The organism is Paracidovorax sp. MALMAid1276, assembly GCF_049198005.1.
Classification (GTDB): domain Bacteria; phylum Pseudomonadota; class Gammaproteobacteria; order Burkholderiales; family Burkholderiaceae_C; genus Acidovorax.
In genome coordinates, this window is record NZ_JBMIRS010000163.1 from 1 (window position 1) to 15,527 (window position 15,527).

Consider the following 15,527-nt stretch of genomic DNA (forward strand, 5'->3'; position numbering starts at 1 on the left):
CGCACCGCGCCTGGCATCCCTTCCCGGCAAGGGACTTGTGCGACTCCAAAAAGGCTTTGAACAGGCTCTTATGCCGCATCCGCATAAACCGGCATGCCAGCCTCCCCCGCCGTCGGGTACCCTTGTTTTGCATTCGCCCAGGACGAATGCGCTTCCCTTCAGGATTTCCGTATGACCCAGACCCTTTCCGCCGCCGAAGAGGCGCTGCGCGACGCCGCGCGTGAATACCACCGCAACCCCAGCCGGGGCAAGATCGCCGTCACCCCCACCAAGCCCTTGTCCAACCAGCGCGACCTGTCGCTGGCCTATTCGCCGGGCGTGGCCTATCCCTGCCTCGACATCCAGGCCGACCCGTCCAAGGCGTTTGACTACACCTCGCGCGGCAACCTGGTGGGCGTGATCACCAACGGCACGGCCGTGCTGGGCCTGGGCGACATCGGCCCGCTGGCGGGCAAGCCGGTGATGGAGGGCAAGGGCTGCCTGTTCAAGAAGTTTGCGGGCGTCGACGTGTTCGACATCGAACTGGCCGAGCGCGACCCGGACAAGCTGGTCGAGATCATCGCCGCCATGGAGCCCACGCTGGGCGGCATCAACCTCGAAGACATCAAGGCGCCCGAGTGCTTCTACATCGAGCAGCAGCTCAGCGCGCGCATGAACATCCCGGTGTTCCACGACGACCAGCACGGCACGGCCATCATCAGCAGCGCCGCGCTGCTCAACGGGCTGGAGCTGGTGGGCAAGCAGATCGGCGACGTGAAGATCGCCGTATCGGGCGCGGGCGCCGCCGCCATTGCCTGCGTGGACGTGATGGTGGGCCTGGGCGTGAAGCGCGAGCACATCTACATGGTGGACTCCAAGGGCGTGATCTATGACGGCCGGCCCGGCGGGCTCGATGCGTCCAAGCAGCGCTATGCGCAAAAGACCGAGGCGCGCACGCTGGCCGATGTGGTGAGCGGCGCCGACGTGTTTCTGGGCTGCTCGGCCCCCGGCGTGCTCACGGCCGAAATGGTCAAAACGATGGCGGACAAGCCCATCATCCTGGCGCTGGCCAATCCCGAGCCCGAGATCCGCCCCGAGCTGGCCAAGGCCATCCGGCCGGACTGCATCATCGCCACGGGCCGCTCGGACTACCCCAACCAGGTCAACAACGTGCTGTGCTTCCCGTACATCTTCCGGGGCGCGCTGGACTGCGGCGCGACCAAGATCACCGAAGCGATGAAGCTGGCCTGCGTGCGCCAGATCGCGGACCTGGCCAAGGCCGACATCAGCGAAGAAGTGGCCAGCGCCTATGCGGGCAAGGAACTCACCTTCGGGCCCGACTACCTGATCCCCACGCCGTTCGACTCGCGCCTCATCCTCAAGATCGCGCCCGCCGTGGCCAAGGCCGCTGCGGAGTCGGGCGTGGCCACGCGCCCCATCACCGACATGGAGGCCTACAAGGAAACGCTGTCGCGCTTCGTCTACCAGACCGGCATGCTGATGCGCCCCGTGATCAACGCGGCCAAGTCGCTGCCGGATGCGCAAAAGCGCGTGGCTTATGCCGACGGTGAAGATGAGCGCGCCCTGCGCGCTGCGCAGATGGCGATTGACGACAAGATCGCGAAGCCCATCCTCATCGGCCGCCCCGCCGTGATCGCCGCGCGCATTGCCAAGGCCGGCCTGCGCATGCGGCTGGGCCAGGACGTGGAGGTGTGCAACCCCGAGGACGACCCGCGCTTCCGCCAGTATTGGGAGCACTACCACAGCCTGATGAAGCGCAACGGCGCCACGCCCGAAGTGGCCAAGGCGGCCGTGCGCCGCTCCAACACCATCATCGCCTCGCTGATGGTCAAGCTGGGCGATGCCGATGCCATGATCTGCGGCCTGGTGGGCACGTATGAAACGCACCTGGAGCGCATTCACAACGTGCTGGGCCACGCACCTGGTGCCACCCACTACGCCGCCCTGAACGCGCTGATGACGGACCGCAACGGCACGCTGTTCATTGCCGACACCTACGTGAACGAAGACCCCACGGCGCAGCAACTGGCCGACATCGCGTGGATGTCGGTGCAGGAGGTGCAACGCTTTGGCATTCCGCCCAAGGTCGCCTTCCTGTCGCATTCCAGCTATGGCTCGTCCAAGCGCGCCTCCGCCCGCAAGATGCGCGAGGCGCGCGACCTGTTCGTGGCCGCCCACCCCGAGATCGAATGCGACGGCGAGCTGCACGGCGACGCGGCGCTGGAGCCCAACATCCGCAAGACCTACATGGCCGAGGCCGACACCTCGCTGAGCGGGTCGGCCAACCTGTTGATCTGCCCCAACCTGGATGCGGCCAACATTCTCTACAACGTGCTCAAGACCACGACCAGCGGCGGCGTGACGGTGGGGCCTGTGCTGATGGGCAGCGCCGCCACGGCCTACATCCTGACGCCGGCCTCCACCGTGCGCCGGGTGCTCAACATGACCGCACTCGCGGTTGCCAGTGCCGCGGCCCGCGCGTCCTGACACGCAATTGCCTAAAGAAAGAAAGGCCCCGAGGGGCCTTTCTTTCTTTTTGGGGTGAGACGGCTTCAACGCACAGAGACATCCACATAGTCCGCCACCGGCGGCAGGTGCTCGGCCAGCCAGTGCGAGTCGAGCTGCAGGGCCTTCTTGATCTCGGCGGGCAGGCTGGCGATGGTGTCTGCGGGCGACATGGGCTCTTCGAGCCCGATCTCGGCCAGCAGGGTGGCCACGTGCAGGATGCCGCCCAGGCGGCAGAACGGCGTGGCGGCCACGGGGTCTTCGGCGGTTTCCAGCGCGCGGGTGATGGTGTCGGGAAAGCGCCAGCGCCGCGCCAGTTCAGCCGTCACCTGCGCTTCGGTAAAGCCCAGCAGCGAGCGTTCGCGCTCCCAGCGGCCGCCCGCGTGGTGGGGCAGCTGCTCGATGGCCGGGATCTGCTCGGGCACCTTCTGCGCAATGATCAGCTCGCCCAGCCGCACCAGAAAGCCCGCCAGCCACGACTCCTGCACGTTGGAGCCCAGCGTGCGCGCCAGCCACTGCGCGTAGCCCGCAATGGCCATGCTCTCCTTCCAGAACGCATCGGCGTCCACGCCGGGCACGTCCTTGAACACGCTGGACATGCAGGACGCCAGCGCCAGCGTGCGCACCTGGTTGAGCCCCACCATGGTGATGGCATCGTCGAGCGAGGCCACCTGCCGGGGCAAGCCAAACCGCGCACTGTTGGCCAGGCGGATGAGCTTGGCGGTGAGGGCCGGGTCCTTGGCGATGGCCGCGCGCACCTTTTCAAAGGGAATGTCATCGTCCTTCATGGTCGCGATCAGTTCGCGCGCCACATCGGGGATGGTGGGTAGCTGAACGTTCTCGAAAAAAGCCTGAATGTCTGCCATGAGAAGCCCTCCCAAGTACGGTTGAAAAGAACGGTTGAAAAGTGCGGATGAAAAATGCGGGTGAAAGTGGTGAAGCTGGACGGGTCGGGTCGGTTCGTGGATGCCGTTGCGCGCTGAAGAAGAAACACGGTGGTGATGCCGTTGTACCACCCGCGCCCGGGCACGCCCTGCGCGTTTGCACCTAGGTGCAACACACGTGCATTGCGCACGACGAACGCACCCTTGCGGTGCACCCCCTCGCACAGGCGCGCGCGATGCGTGCGATGCGCACGGGCTTTGCACCATTTCGGGAAAGCCTGTAGAACCGCATGCACCAAAGTGGAAAACAATAGGATGTACGACCTCCCCGCCCCGGTGAAAGCAGGCATCGTTTTTGCTGACTGAACCACCATGGCACGGCGGCACACGGTGGCCTCGCCCGCTTCTGCGTGCGGCGGCAGCCGCTTTTTCCTCCCGGTGGATCGCCGCCGTTCATTTCCTCGCCAACCACTGACAGGGACCTATCCATGTTCAAACGCACTCTTCTGCAAGCCGCCCTCGCTCTGGCCACCGCAGCCACCTTCGGCACGGCGCACGCCCAGGCCCTCACGCCCATCAAGTTCCAGCTCGACTGGCGTTTTGAAGGCCCTTCGGCCTTGTTCCTGCAGCCGGTGGCCAAGGGCCACTTCAAGGCGGCCGGCCTGGATGTGACGGTGGACGCCGGCAACGGCTCGGGCGGCGCGGTGCAGCGCGTGGCCTCGGGCACGTACGACATGGGTTTTGCCGACCTGGCCGCGGTGATGGAATTCCACGCCAACAACCCCGACGCGCAGAACAAGCCCGTGGCCGTGATGATGGTCTACAACAACACGCCGGCCTCTGTGATGGCGCTCAAGAAGAGCGGCATCGCCAAGCCCGCAGACCTGGCCGGCAAGAAGCTGGGTGCCCCGGTGTTCGACGCAGGCCGCCGCGCCTTCCCCATCTTCCAGAAGGCCAACGGCATCGGCGCCGTGACCTGGACGGCCATGGACCCCCCGCTGCGCGAAACCATGCTGGTGCGCGGCGACGTGGACGCCATCACCGGCTTCACCTTCACCTCGCTGCTGAACCTGGAAGCCCGCGGCGCCAAGGCGGCCGACGTGGTGGTGCTGCCCTATGCCGACTTCGGCGTGAAGCTGTACGGCAACGTGATCATTGCCAGCCCCAAGATGATCAAGGAGAACCCGGCCGCCATCAAAGCCTTCCTGAGCGCGTTCGCCAAGGGCGCCAAGGAAGTCATGGCCAACCCTGGTGCCGCCATCGAACACGTGAAGGCCCGCGACGGCATCGTGAACGTGCCACTCGAAACCCGCCGCCTGCAACTGGCCATCGACACCGTGATCAACAGCGCCGACGCACGCGCCGAAGGCTTTGGCAAGGCCGTGCCCGGCCGCCTGTCGCTGATGGCCTCGCAGGTGTCCGACGCGTTCAACACCAAGACCCGCGTGAACCCCGACGATGTGTGGAACCCGAGCTTCCTGCCCAGCGCGGCAGAGTTGAACGTGCTGCCCAAGAAGTAATAACTATAAAACTGATAGCTGCCAGCGCTTATGCAGTAAGCGCTGGCGGCCAATTTCATTCAAATCATTTCTTTCATGCAGGCTGCTGATTCCTATTTCGTGGACTTCCGCGATGTCTGGCTCGCGTACAACGAAGAGCTGCTCGCCAAGAACCACTTCGCCGTCGAGGCCATCGACCTGCAGATCCGCCAGGGCGAGTTCATCGCCATCGTGGGCCCGTCGGGCTGCGGCAAATCCACCTTCATGAAGCTGGCCACGGGCCTGAAGATGCCCTCGATGGGCAAGATCATGATCGACGGCCAGCCGGTGACCGGGCCGCTCAAGATCTCGGGCATGGCCTTTCAGGCGCCCTCGCTGCTGCCCTGGCGCAGCACGGTGGACAACGTGCTGCTGCCGCTCGAAATCGTCGAGCCCCACCGCAGCCAGTTCAAGCAAAAACGCAAGGAATACGAAGCCCGCGCCCGCGCCCTGCTGCAGAAGGTGGGCCTGGGTGGGTACGAAGACAAGTTCCCCTGGCAGCTGTCGGGCGGCATGCAGCAGCGTGCGTCCATCTGCCGCGCGCTGATCCACGAGCCCAAGATGCTGCTGCTGGACGAGCCCTTCGGCGCGCTCGACGCATTCACCCGCGAAGAGCTCTGGTGCATCCTGCGCGACCTGCAGGCCGAGCAGAAATTCAACGTGATCCTGGTCACGCACGACCTGCGCGAATCGGCCTTCCTGGCCGACACGGTGTATGTGATGAGCAAGAGCCCCGGCCGCTTCGTGGTGCGCCGCGAGATCGAGCTGCCCCGCCCGCGCGAGCTGGAGATCACCTACACCAAGGAATTCACCGACATCGTGCACGAACTGCGCGGCCATATTGGCGCCCTGCGCAAGGTCGGCGCGCCCATCTCGCAATAGACCGGCACCGAGATCGAAGCACACCGCACCGCCAACGCGCCAAGCCCTTCCTCCCATGCACAAGAAAACCGTAGAACGCTGGTCGCCGTGGATCCTCCTCGCGGCCACCATCCTGCTGTGGCAGCTCATCTGCTCGGCCTTCAATGTCTCTGAATTCATCTTCCCCAGCCCCTGGGCCATCGCCACGCAGCTGGTGGAGTTCGGCGGCGTTATCGCCGGCCACGCCTGGCGCACCTTCTGGGTCACCATGGCGGGCTTCGGCATCGCCATCGTCGTGGGGGTGCTGCTGGGCTTTCTGATCGGCAGCTCGCGCCTGGCCTACGCGGCGGTGTACCCGCTGATGACCGCCTTCAACGCCCTGCCCAAGGCCGCCTTCGTGCCTATCCTGGTGGTGTGGTTCGGCATCGGCGTGGGGCCGGCCATTCTCACGGCCTTTCTCATCAGCTTCTTTCCCATCATGGTGAACATCGCCACCGGCCTGGCCACGCTGGAGCCCGAGCTGGAAGACGTGCTGCGCGTGCTGGGCGCCAAGCGCTGGGACGTGCTCACCAAGGTGGGCCTGCCGCGCTCCATGCCGTACTTCTACGGCTCGCTCAAGGTTGCCATTACGCTGGCGTTTGTGGGCACCACGGTGAGCGAGATGACCGCCGCCAACGAGGGCATCGGCTACCTGCTGATTTCCGCCGGCTCGTCCATGCAGATGGGCCTGGCCTTTGCGGGCCTGATGGTGGTGGGCGCCATGGCCATGGCGATGTACGAATTGTTCAGCTGGGTGGAAAAACGCACCACCGCCTGGGCGCACCGCGGATCGCAGGGCGAGTAGGGGTAGGGTACTTCCCCCTGAGGCGCTGCGCGCCTTCCCCCTTCTCTCGGCTTCGCCGGGAAGGGGGACACCGCCAGCGCGGCGGGGCGGCCCTTGCGCGGCGGTCCCCGCCTGCGCCGCGTCATTTTTTTCCGCTGCTGACCCCAAGAGCCATGACCCTCTCCCCAGAACAGATCACCCGCCACCTGCGCCGCGCCAACGCCGTGGCCGAGCGCGCCGTGGGCATGGGGCGCCACCCGTTCGGCGCGCTGCTGGTGGCGCCCGATGGCGAGACCGTGCTGGCCGAGCAAGGCAACATCGACACCGTGAACCACGCCGAAAGCACGCTGGCGCGCACGGCAGCAGCCAACTATCCCGGCGCCTACCTCGCGCATTGCACCCTGGTCACCACGTTCGAGCCGTGCGCGATGTGCGCTGGCACGATCTACTGGGCGGGCATCGGCCGCGTGCTGTATGGCGCCGATGAAACGGCCCTGCGTGCGCTGACGGGTAACCACCCCGAGAACCCCACGCTCGACCTGCCCTGCCGCACCGTGTTCGCGAGTGGTCAGCGCTCGACCGAGGTGCTGGGCCCGGTGCCTGCGGTGCATGGCGAGATCACGGCCCTGCACCGTAAATTTTGGCGATAAAGGTCGCCGGCGCTTGCCGAATTGGCGCGAGATGCGCCTTCTTCAGGAGCCATAGACGCCGCCAAACGGCACACAGCCACCCTGCCGGCATGCTATTGCGCCACTAACGTGACTGCAGGGGTGCACCGCGTGCGCTTGACCATTCTTTTGCGCCTGATGGCCCCTAGCGCCGCACCAGGCTTGGCTGCATGCGGCGGCACGGCTGTACCCCAACCCGCGGCGAGCGACGCGTTCGCGGCCGTGCCCCAGATGCGCGGACGTGTTTCACAACCGGCAGGCACCGCACGCGGACGACGATGCTGGGGACCAACAGCCCGCAAATGTTCGCCGACTTGACCAACTTCGCGCATCCGTGTGGCGGGGCAAGCAAGCACTGACAAGCAGGCTACCCGACCCCCTTTAGATCTCCACCCCCAACCCCCCGCGTGTTCAGATCACGCTGGGTCCACCGTCAGATTGAACGCCAGCCCACCGCGAAACTCGGCAATGTTCCGCGTCGTGGCTCCCACAGTACAAGAGCCCGCAGCTGCCGTATGTGAAGTGGCCAACAGGCGCCATCACGGGTAAACCCTCTTAGCCATCGACACTCACAATTCATATGATGACATTACTACATTATCAATTAGCCTTCCAATTCCCCTGAGGAGACACACTCATGTCACTGCAATCGACGAAACGCACCCTGATGAAAGTCACCGCCGGTGCCCTGCTGCTAATGGCTGCACCACTGTCAATGGCGCAGGCATGGCCAGCCCGGCCCATCCGGCTGGTCGTGCCGTTCCCGCCCGGGGGATTGATTGACAACATGGCCCGCTTGGTGGGAAACAGGCTTGCTCAGGAACTGGGCCAGCCCATCGTGATCGACAACAAGCCGGGCGCCGGAGGCAATGTTGGGGCCGCCGACGCTGCCCGCGCTCCCGCCGACGGCTACACGCTGCTGATGGCGTCGCCCGCGCTCACCATCAGCCCTGCAATCTATAAAAACCTGCCCTACCAGCCCTCGCAGTTGACTCCAGTCGCACTACTGGGCCGGGTGCCCAACGTGTTGCTGGTGAATCCGGCTTCTGGCATGAGCACGGTGCAGGACCTTGTCGGCCGGGCCAAAGGGAAGCCCGGGCAGTTGAACTATGCCTCCAATGGCAACGGCACCTCGTTGCATCTGAGCGCCGAGCTTTTCAAGCGCCGTAGCGAGACCTTCATCACCCATGTACCCTACCGCGGCGCCGCAGCGGCCATCACAGCCTTGCTGTCTGGCGAAGTGGACATGATGTTTGACAACCTGCCATCGGCCATTGGTCAGATCCAGGCGGGCAAGCTGCGCGCGCTGGCAGTCACCACCGCGCAGCGCAGCACCGCCCTGCCCGATGTGCCCACGCTCGCAGAGGCAGGAATGGAGGGCTTCAATGTGAGCGCGTGGTTTGGCGTGGCAGCGCCTGCCGGTCTGCCTGCGTCGGTCGCAAGCCGCTTGGCGGATGCACTGCAAAAGGTCGTGCAGCAGCCAGAAGTCGTCGCCGCCATGCAACGCCAAGGCGCCGATCCTGCCTACATGGATGCAGCGAGAGCGGCCGCAGCAATGAGTGCCGACGCCACGCAGTGGAAGCAGGTGGCTGCCTTCGCGAAGATTCAGTTGGACTGAGGCGGCAGTGTCCAAAAGCACTCGATTGCAGACATGCTTGCGGTACATTCTGCGGGCCCTTGGAGGGCTGTCGCTGTCTTGACCCGCCCACACCCATTGCCATGTCATCGTCTTTTGCTGCCATCAAGCCTGCCATCAAGCTTTCTGACCAAGTAGCGAGTGCGCTGGAGAAGGAAATCCGGGATGGACGCATTCGGGCTGGCGACAAACTTCCCACCGAGGCCGCGCTGGCGCAGCAGTTCGAGGTCAGCCGCACAGTGGTGCGCGAGGCGATTTCGCGCCTCAGGTCGCTGGGCCTGGTGGATTCACGTCAGGGCAGCGGCATGTACGTCAAAGCCCCGGGCATCGAGCCGCTGCAGTTCGACCTGCCCCACGCGGCCTCGCGCGAGGCGGTGATGCAGATCGTGGAAGTGCGCCGCGCGCTGGAGGCCGAGGTGGCCGAGCTGGCGGCGCAGCGCCGCACGGAAGACGACATCGCCGCCATCCGCAGCGCCATGCAGCACATTGCCGACGCGGTGCGCGCCGGGCGCGACGGCGTGGAGGAAGACGTGCTGTTTCACCGCGCCATCGCACAGGCGGCGGGCAACCCGTTCATGATCAGCACGCTCGACTATCTGGCGCAGTTCCTCAAGGGCGCCACCCGCGTCACGCGTGCCAATGAGGCCCGGCGCACCGACTTTGCCGAGGCCGTCACCCACGAACACCGCCAGATCGTGGCGGCCATCGAGGCCGGCGACCCCGCTGCCGCCCGCGCCGCCGCCGCGCAGCACATGAAGAATGCGCTCGTCCGCATCACGCAGGCCGATGGCGTGTTCTGGGCCCAGGACGGCGCGCGGCTGGCGCAGCCGCTGGTGGCGGCGGCCGTGCCCCCGATCTTTTGATCCCCATCGGGATGGCCGCCGAATACCGGCTGCACACGATGTGCTCGCTATCAAATTAGTAGCAACCGGCGCTTTATAGGCAAGCGCTGGCGGCCAAATCCGTCCCAATCAAAGCACCGCTACGGTGCCGCGCACGCGACAACCGCGGGTTAACCCGCAGTTCTGCATTCGGCATAATTTGTATGATAACCATATAAACACACCAAAGCTCCGCCAAGCTCAAGGCCTGGCGAGAGGCCTCGTCGTTCCATCCCGGAGAACCCCTTCCATGTCTTCCCTCGCCCTGCTCGGCATTGCCGCCGGCGGCATTGCCCTGCTGCTTGTCATGATCATCCGCTGGCAGGTGCACGCCTTCGTCGCCATGATGGTGGTCAGCCTGCTCGTCGCCTTTGCCACCGGCATGCCGATTGCCGACATCATCAGCACCATCGTGTCGGGCATGGGCGGCACGCTGGGCTCGGTGGCCATCCTCGTGGCGCTCGGTGCCATGCTGGGCCGCATGATCGAGGTGTCGGGCGGCGCGGCCAGCCTGGCGAACCGCTTCACCGACCTGCTGGGCCCGCGCCGCGTGCCCATGGCGCTCACGGCCGCTGCGCTGGTGCTGTCCATCCCGGTGTTCTTTGACGTGGGCTTCATCAGCCTGGTGCCCATCGTCTACGGCTTTTGCAAGGCCGCTGGCGTGAACCCCATCAAGTTCGGCCTGCCGGTGGCGGGCATCATGCTGGCGGTGCACGTGGTGGTGCCGCCGCACCCGGGCATCGTGGGTGGCGCGGCCATTGCGGGTGCCGATGTGGGCTGGATCACGCTGCTGGGCCTGGCCATCTGCATTCCGCTGGCGGTGCTGTCGCAGTACGTGGCGGCCTGGCTCAACCGCAAGGGCTACCCCATGCTGCCCGCCACGGCCGAGCAGTTTGCGGCCTTTGGCAACAACAACAGCAGCAGTAGCGCAGAAGGCGCCGCCCCGCAGGGCCGACGCACGCCCGGCGTGGGCACGGTGCTGGCGCTGATCCTGGTGCCGCTGGCGCTGATCATGGCGGGCACCACCGGTGCCACGCTGCTGCCCAAGGGCGATGCGCTGCGCAATGTGCTGGGCTTCATCGGCGCGCCGCTGTTTGCGCTGCTGGTGGCGGTGGGCATGGCCATGTGGCTGCTGGGCCGCAACCAGGGCTGGAACCGCGAACGCACCAACGCCATCATGGAATCCGCCCTGCCGCCCGCCGCCACGGTGATCCTGGTGACGGGCGCGGGCGGCGTGTTTGCCAAGGTGCTCACCGCCAGCGGCATCGGCGCGGCCCTGTCGCAAAGCCTGGCGGCCACGCAGTTGCCGCTGATCCTGCTGGCCTTCGTCATTGCGCTGGCGCTGCGCGCGGCCCAGGGCTCGGCCACCGTGGCCATTCTCACCACCTGCGGCCTGCTGGCCGAGGCCATCACCGGCGGCGGCTTCGGCACCGTGCAGGTGGCCCTGCTCGTCATTGCCATCGGCTTTGGCGGCCTGGGCCTGTCGCACGTCAATGATTCGGGCTTCTGGATCGTGACCCGCTACCTGGGCCTGAGCGTGGGCGACGGCCTGCGTACCTGGACGGTGCTGACCACCGTGCTGGGCCTGGCCGGATTTGCACTGACCGCCCTGCTGTGGGTGCTCGTAGCCTGACCGATCCACTTCTTGAAGGACTGACAACATGACCGCACAACCCACCGTAGGCATCATCGGCCTGGGCGCCATGGGCGCCGGCATTGCCAAGACCCTGCGCCACAACGGCTTCACCATCCATGTGTGCGACGTGCGCCCCTGCGTGGCCGAGGCCTTTGTGGCCGAAGGCGGCACCGCCCACGCCACCACCGCGTCGCTGGCCGCCGTGAGCGACGTGGTGGTGTCGGTCGTGGTCAACGCCGCGCAGACCGAGAGCGTGCTGTTTGGCGATGATGGCCAAAGCGGTGCGGCCAGCACCATGCGCCCCGGCAGCACCTTCGTGATGTGCTCCACGGTGGACCCCAACTGGTCTGTGGCCCTGGAAGCCCGCCTCAATGCGCTGGGCCTGCACTACATCGACGCCCCCATCTCCGGCGGCGCCGCCAAGGCCGCATCCGGCCAGATGACCATGATGACCTCGGCAAAGCCCGAGGCCTACGCGGCCGCAGGCGCTGTGCTCGACGGCATGGCCGGCAAGGTGTACCGCCTGGGCGACCGCGCGGGCGCTGGCAGCAAGGTCAAGATCATCAACCAGCTGCTGGCCGGTGTGCACATTGCCGTGGCCGCCGAAGCCATGGCCCTGGGCTTGCGCGAAGGCGTGGAAGCCAGCGCCTTGTATGAAGTGATCACGAACAGCGCAGGCAACAGCTGGATGTTTGAAAACCGCATGGCCCATGTGCTGGCAGGCGACTACACGCCGCTGTCGGCCGTGGACATCTTCGTGAAGGACCTGGGCCTGGTGCTGGACACGGCCCGCGCCAGCAAATTTCCCCTGCCGCTGGCCGCCACCGCCCACCAGATGTTCATGCAGGCATCCACCGCAGGTTTTGCCAAGGAAGACGACAGCGCTGTGATCAAGATCTTCCCCGGTATCACCCTGCCCGAAGGGAAGGAGAAAAAGGCATGACGCGCGCACGTGCCCTTTTGGGCTGCATTGCCGACGACTTCACCGGCGCCACCGACCTGGCCAACAACCTGGTGCGCGCAGGCATGCGCGTGGTGCAGGCCATGGGCGTGCCCACGGCATCGCTGGATACCGAGGCCGACGCCATCGTGGTCGCACTCAAGTCGCGCACCATCCCCAAAGACGAGGCCATCGCCCAGTCGCTGGCGGCCCTGCAGTGGCTGCAGGCCCAGGGCGCCGAGCAGATCTACTTCAAATACTGCTCCACCTTTGACAGCACGGCGGCAGGCAACATCGGCCCCGTGACCGATGCGCTGATGCAGGCCCTGGGGACCGACTTCACCATCGCCACGCCCGCCTTCCCCGACAACAAGCGCACCGTGTTCAAGGGCTACCTGTTTGTGGGCGATGTGCTGCTGAACGAAAGCGGCATGCAGAACCACCCGCTCACGCCCATGACCGACCCCAACCTGGTGCGCGTGCTGCAGGCGCAGACCGCCAGCCGCGTGGGCCTGATCGACCACAGCGTGGTCGCGCTGGGCGAGGCTGCCATCCGCGCGCGCATCGACCAACTCAAGGCCGACGGTGTGCGCATGGCCGTGGTCGATGCGGTGTCGAACGCCGACCTGCTGCGCCTGGGGCCTGCCCTCAAGGGCATGCCGCTGGTCACTGCAGGATCGGGCGTGGCGATTGGCCTGCCGGGCAACTTTGGCGTGGCGCCCAGCAACGAGGCGGCGCGTCTGCCCGCTGCGCACGGGCTGCAGGCCATCGTGTCGGGCAGTTGCTCGGTGGCCACCAACCAGCAGGTGATGGACTTCATCCAGGCGGGCCAACCCGCCCTGGCCATCGACCCGCTGCGCATCGCCGCAGGCGTGGACGTGGCCGCCGAAGCGCTGGCCTGGGCTGAGGGTCATCTCGGCCAAGGCCCGGTGCTGGTGTATTCCACCGCCGAGCCCTCGGCGGTGCGCGCCATCCAGGGCAAGCTGGGGTCTGACAAGGCGGGGGCCATGGTGGAAGACACCATTGCCGCCATCGCGCGCGGCCTGGTGCAGCGCGGTGTGCGCCAGCTCATCGTGGCGGGCGGCGAAACCTCGGGTGCCTGCGTGCAGGCCCTGGGCATCACGCAGATGCGCATTGGTGCGCAGATCGACCCCGGCGTGCCGTGGTGCCACGCCGTGGCGCCCGATGCCACAGACGGCCTGCACATCACGCTGAAGTCGGGCAACTTTGGCAGTACCGACTTCTTCACCAAGGCTTTTGCACAATTGCAGGCATGAGCACCTCCCCAGTCTTCATGGACGAGAGCACGGCCCGCGACGAAATCTGCCGCGTGGGCCGCAGCCTGTTCGAGCGCGGCTACGTGCATGCCACCGCCGGCAACATCAGCGTGCGCCTGGCCGACGGCTACCTCATCACCCCCACCGACGCCTGCCTGGGCACGCTGCAGCCCGAGCGGCTGGCGCGCCTGGACGCGCAGGGCCAGCAGGTGGCGGGCGACCGGGCCAGCAAAACCATTGCCCTGCACCAGCAGATTTACGAGGCCTCGGCGTCCACCGCAGCCCCGGCGCGCTGCGTGATCCACACGCACAGCACGCACCTGGTGGCCTGCTCGCTGCAGGCCGACACGGCTGCAGGTGGGCAGTGGGCGCCGGATGCACAACTGCTGCCGCCCATCACGCCCTACTTCGTCATGAAGGTGGGCCATGTGCCGCACATCCCCTACCACCGCCCCGGCGATGCGGCTGCGGCTGCCCTGGTGGCCCAGACCATCACCCGGTATGCGGCGCAGGGCAGCCCCGTGCGTGCCGTGATGCTGGCGCGCCTGGGCCCCAATGTGTGGCACGACACGCCCGCCGCCGCCATGGCCGTGCTGGAAGAGCTGGAAGAAACCGCCCGCCTGTGGCTGCTGTGCCAGCCCCGCCCCACACCGCTGACCGAGCCCCACATCGAAGAACTGCGCCGGACCTTTGGCGCCCACTGGTGAATGCGGACCCGTCCCGTGCGGTCATCCGCAGGCACGACACGCACACACCACCCCACACGCCAAAGCCCCCCACCAGATAAACCGGAGACACGCATGACCTTCTCTCACTGGCGCCGGGCCGTGTTCCCCATGTCCCTGGGCATGCAGGCCGAGGGCGCAGGGGGCGCGGCTGCGGCTGTGGCCCCGCGGCGCGGTGAATGGACGGCGCGGGACTTCCGTTTTCACACCGGGCAGACGCTGCCGGAAGTCCGGCTTGCCTACGCCACCGTGGGCGACCCAAGCGGCGAGCCGGTGCTGGTGCTGCACGGGACCAACGGCTCGGCAGATTCCCTGCTCACGCCCGGTTTTGCCGGCGCCTTGTTCGGCCCCGGCCAGGCACTGGACGCGCGCAGGTACTTCATCATCCTGCCCGACGCACTCGGCGCGGGCCGGTCCAGCAAGCCCTCGGACGGGCTGCGCACCGCGTTCCCGCGCTACGACTTTGACGACATGGTGGCGGCCCAGCACCGGCTGGTGACCGAGCACTTCGGGCTGCGGCATCTGCGCGCCGTCGTGGGCTATTCCATGGGCGGCATGCACACCTGGCTCTGGGCCCAGCGGTACCCGGGCTTCATGGACATCGCCGTGCCCATGGCAGCACAGCCCGCCGCCATGTCCGGGCGTAACTGGATGATGCGGCGCCTCATCATCGACGCCATCCGCAACGACCCCGACTGGCAGGGCGGCCACTACACGCGCCAGCCGCGCAGTCTGCAGTTCGCCTCGGTGTTCTATAACGTGGCCACCAACGGCGGCCACCTGGGCCTGCAGCAGCTGGCCCCCACCCGGGCGGCGGCCGACGCGCTGCTGGACCAGCGCCTGCAGGCGCCGTTCGACGGCGACGCCAACGACCACCTCTACCAGTGGGAGGCCTCGCGCGACTACGACCCGGCGCCGGGCCTCTCGCAGATCACCGCCCGCGTGCTGGCCATCCAGTCGGCCGACGACGAGCGCAACCCGCCCGAGCTGGGCCTGCTGGAGCAGGCCATCGCACGCATTCCCCACGCCCAGGCACTGCGGGTGCCTGTCAGCGCCGACACCACCGGCCACGCCACGCTGTGCCACGCCCGCTTTTACAGCGAGCGGCTGGCACAGCTGCTGGCCACAGCGCCCACCACCACCGCTTGAACCC

The 15,527-nt window shown here is 66.7% G+C and carries 14 protein-coding genes; 12 read left to right on the forward strand and 2 right to left on the reverse strand.

Annotation, left to right across the window (positions count from 1 at the left end):
• The first annotated feature begins 171 nt into the window (after positions 1–171).
• On the forward strand, positions 172–2,487 hold the full coding sequence (locus ACOQFS_RS11020) for an NADP-dependent malic enzyme (RefSeq protein WP_421562924.1): 2,316 nt from the start codon (positions 172–174) through the stop codon (positions 2,485–2,487).
• A 65-nt stretch (positions 2,488–2,552) separates the two neighbouring features.
• Here the strand turns inward: ACOQFS_RS11020 and ACOQFS_RS11025 are convergent, their stop codons facing one another.
• Both ACOQFS_RS11025 and ACOQFS_RS11030 read right to left on the reverse strand, forming a co-directional pair.
• Positions 2,553–3,371 (reverse strand): HDOD domain-containing protein, encoded by an 819-nt coding sequence (locus tag ACOQFS_RS11025; RefSeq protein WP_421562925.1) that lies wholly within the window; start codon positions 3,369–3,371, stop codon positions 2,553–2,555.
• On the reverse strand, positions 3,302–3,739 hold the full coding sequence (locus ACOQFS_RS11030) for a hypothetical protein (RefSeq protein ID WP_421562926.1): 438 nt from the start codon (positions 3,737–3,739) through the stop codon (positions 3,302–3,304). The genes ACOQFS_RS11025 and ACOQFS_RS11030 overlap by 70 nt, the downstream gene beginning before the upstream one ends.
• A 138-nt stretch (positions 3,740–3,877) precedes the next feature.
• On the opposite strand from ACOQFS_RS11030, the gene ACOQFS_RS11035 reads away from it, so the two are divergent.
• The 11 genes from ACOQFS_RS11035 (at position 3,878) to ACOQFS_RS11085 (ending at position 15,523) form a co-directional block, all read left to right on the forward strand.
• A complete protein-coding gene (locus ACOQFS_RS11035; protein ID WP_421562927.1) occupies positions 3,878–4,909 on the forward strand; it encodes an ABC transporter substrate-binding protein in 1,032 nt (343 codons plus the stop codon).
• A 75-nt stretch (positions 4,910–4,984) separates the two neighbouring features.
• On the forward strand, positions 4,985–5,809 hold the full coding sequence (locus ACOQFS_RS11040; RefSeq protein WP_421562928.1) for an ABC transporter ATP-binding protein: 825 nt from the start codon (positions 4,985–4,987) through the stop codon (positions 5,807–5,809).
• Positions 5,810–5,864: 55 nt separating this feature from the next.
• Positions 5,865–6,632, forward strand: a complete 768-nt coding sequence (locus ACOQFS_RS11045) for an ABC transporter permease (RefSeq protein ID WP_421562929.1) — start codon at positions 5,865–5,867, stop codon at positions 6,630–6,632.
• Between the two features lie 152 nt (positions 6,633–6,784).
• The gene (locus ACOQFS_RS11050) at positions 6,785–7,261 is read left to right on the forward strand and encodes a nucleoside deaminase (RefSeq protein WP_421562930.1); all 477 of its coding nucleotides are present in this window, start codon (positions 6,785–6,787) and stop codon (positions 7,259–7,261) included.
• Between the two features lie 655 nt (positions 7,262–7,916).
• Positions 7,917–8,897: a Bug family tripartite tricarboxylate transporter substrate binding protein gene (locus tag ACOQFS_RS11055; RefSeq protein ID WP_421562931.1), complete on the forward strand. Its 981-nt coding sequence runs from the start codon at positions 7,917–7,919 to the stop codon at positions 8,895–8,897.
• 101 nt (positions 8,898–8,998) lie between these two features.
• Positions 8,999–9,778: a FadR/GntR family transcriptional regulator gene (locus ACOQFS_RS11060; RefSeq protein ID WP_421562932.1), complete on the forward strand. Its 780-nt coding sequence runs from the start codon at positions 8,999–9,001 to the stop codon at positions 9,776–9,778.
• Positions 9,779–10,046: 268 nt separating this feature from the next.
• Positions 10,047–11,429 (forward strand): GntP family transporter, encoded by a 1,383-nt coding sequence (locus tag ACOQFS_RS11065; RefSeq protein ID WP_421562933.1) that lies wholly within the window; start codon positions 10,047–10,049, stop codon positions 11,427–11,429.
• A gap of 28 nt (positions 11,430–11,457) precedes the next feature.
• Positions 11,458–12,375, forward strand: a complete 918-nt coding sequence (ltnD, locus tag ACOQFS_RS11070) for an L-threonate dehydrogenase (protein ID WP_421562934.1) — start codon at positions 11,458–11,460, stop codon at positions 12,373–12,375.
• The gene (gene otnK / locus ACOQFS_RS11075) at positions 12,372–13,649 is read left to right on the forward strand and encodes a 3-oxo-tetronate kinase (protein WP_421562935.1); all 1,278 of its coding nucleotides are present in this window, start codon (positions 12,372–12,374) and stop codon (positions 13,647–13,649) included. Before ltnD ends, otnK begins: the two co-directional genes overlap by 4 nt.
• Before the next feature lie 17 nt (positions 13,650–13,666).
• Positions 13,667–14,356, forward strand: a complete 690-nt coding sequence (locus ACOQFS_RS11080) for an aldolase (RefSeq protein ID WP_421562950.1) — start codon at positions 13,667–13,669, stop codon at positions 14,354–14,356.
• A 93-nt stretch (positions 14,357–14,449) separates the two neighbouring features.
• Positions 14,450–15,523, forward strand: coding sequence for an alpha/beta fold hydrolase (locus tag ACOQFS_RS11085; RefSeq protein WP_421562936.1), 1,074 nt, complete (start codon positions 14,450–14,452; stop codon positions 15,521–15,523).
• Positions 15,524–15,527 lie beyond the last annotated feature (4 nt).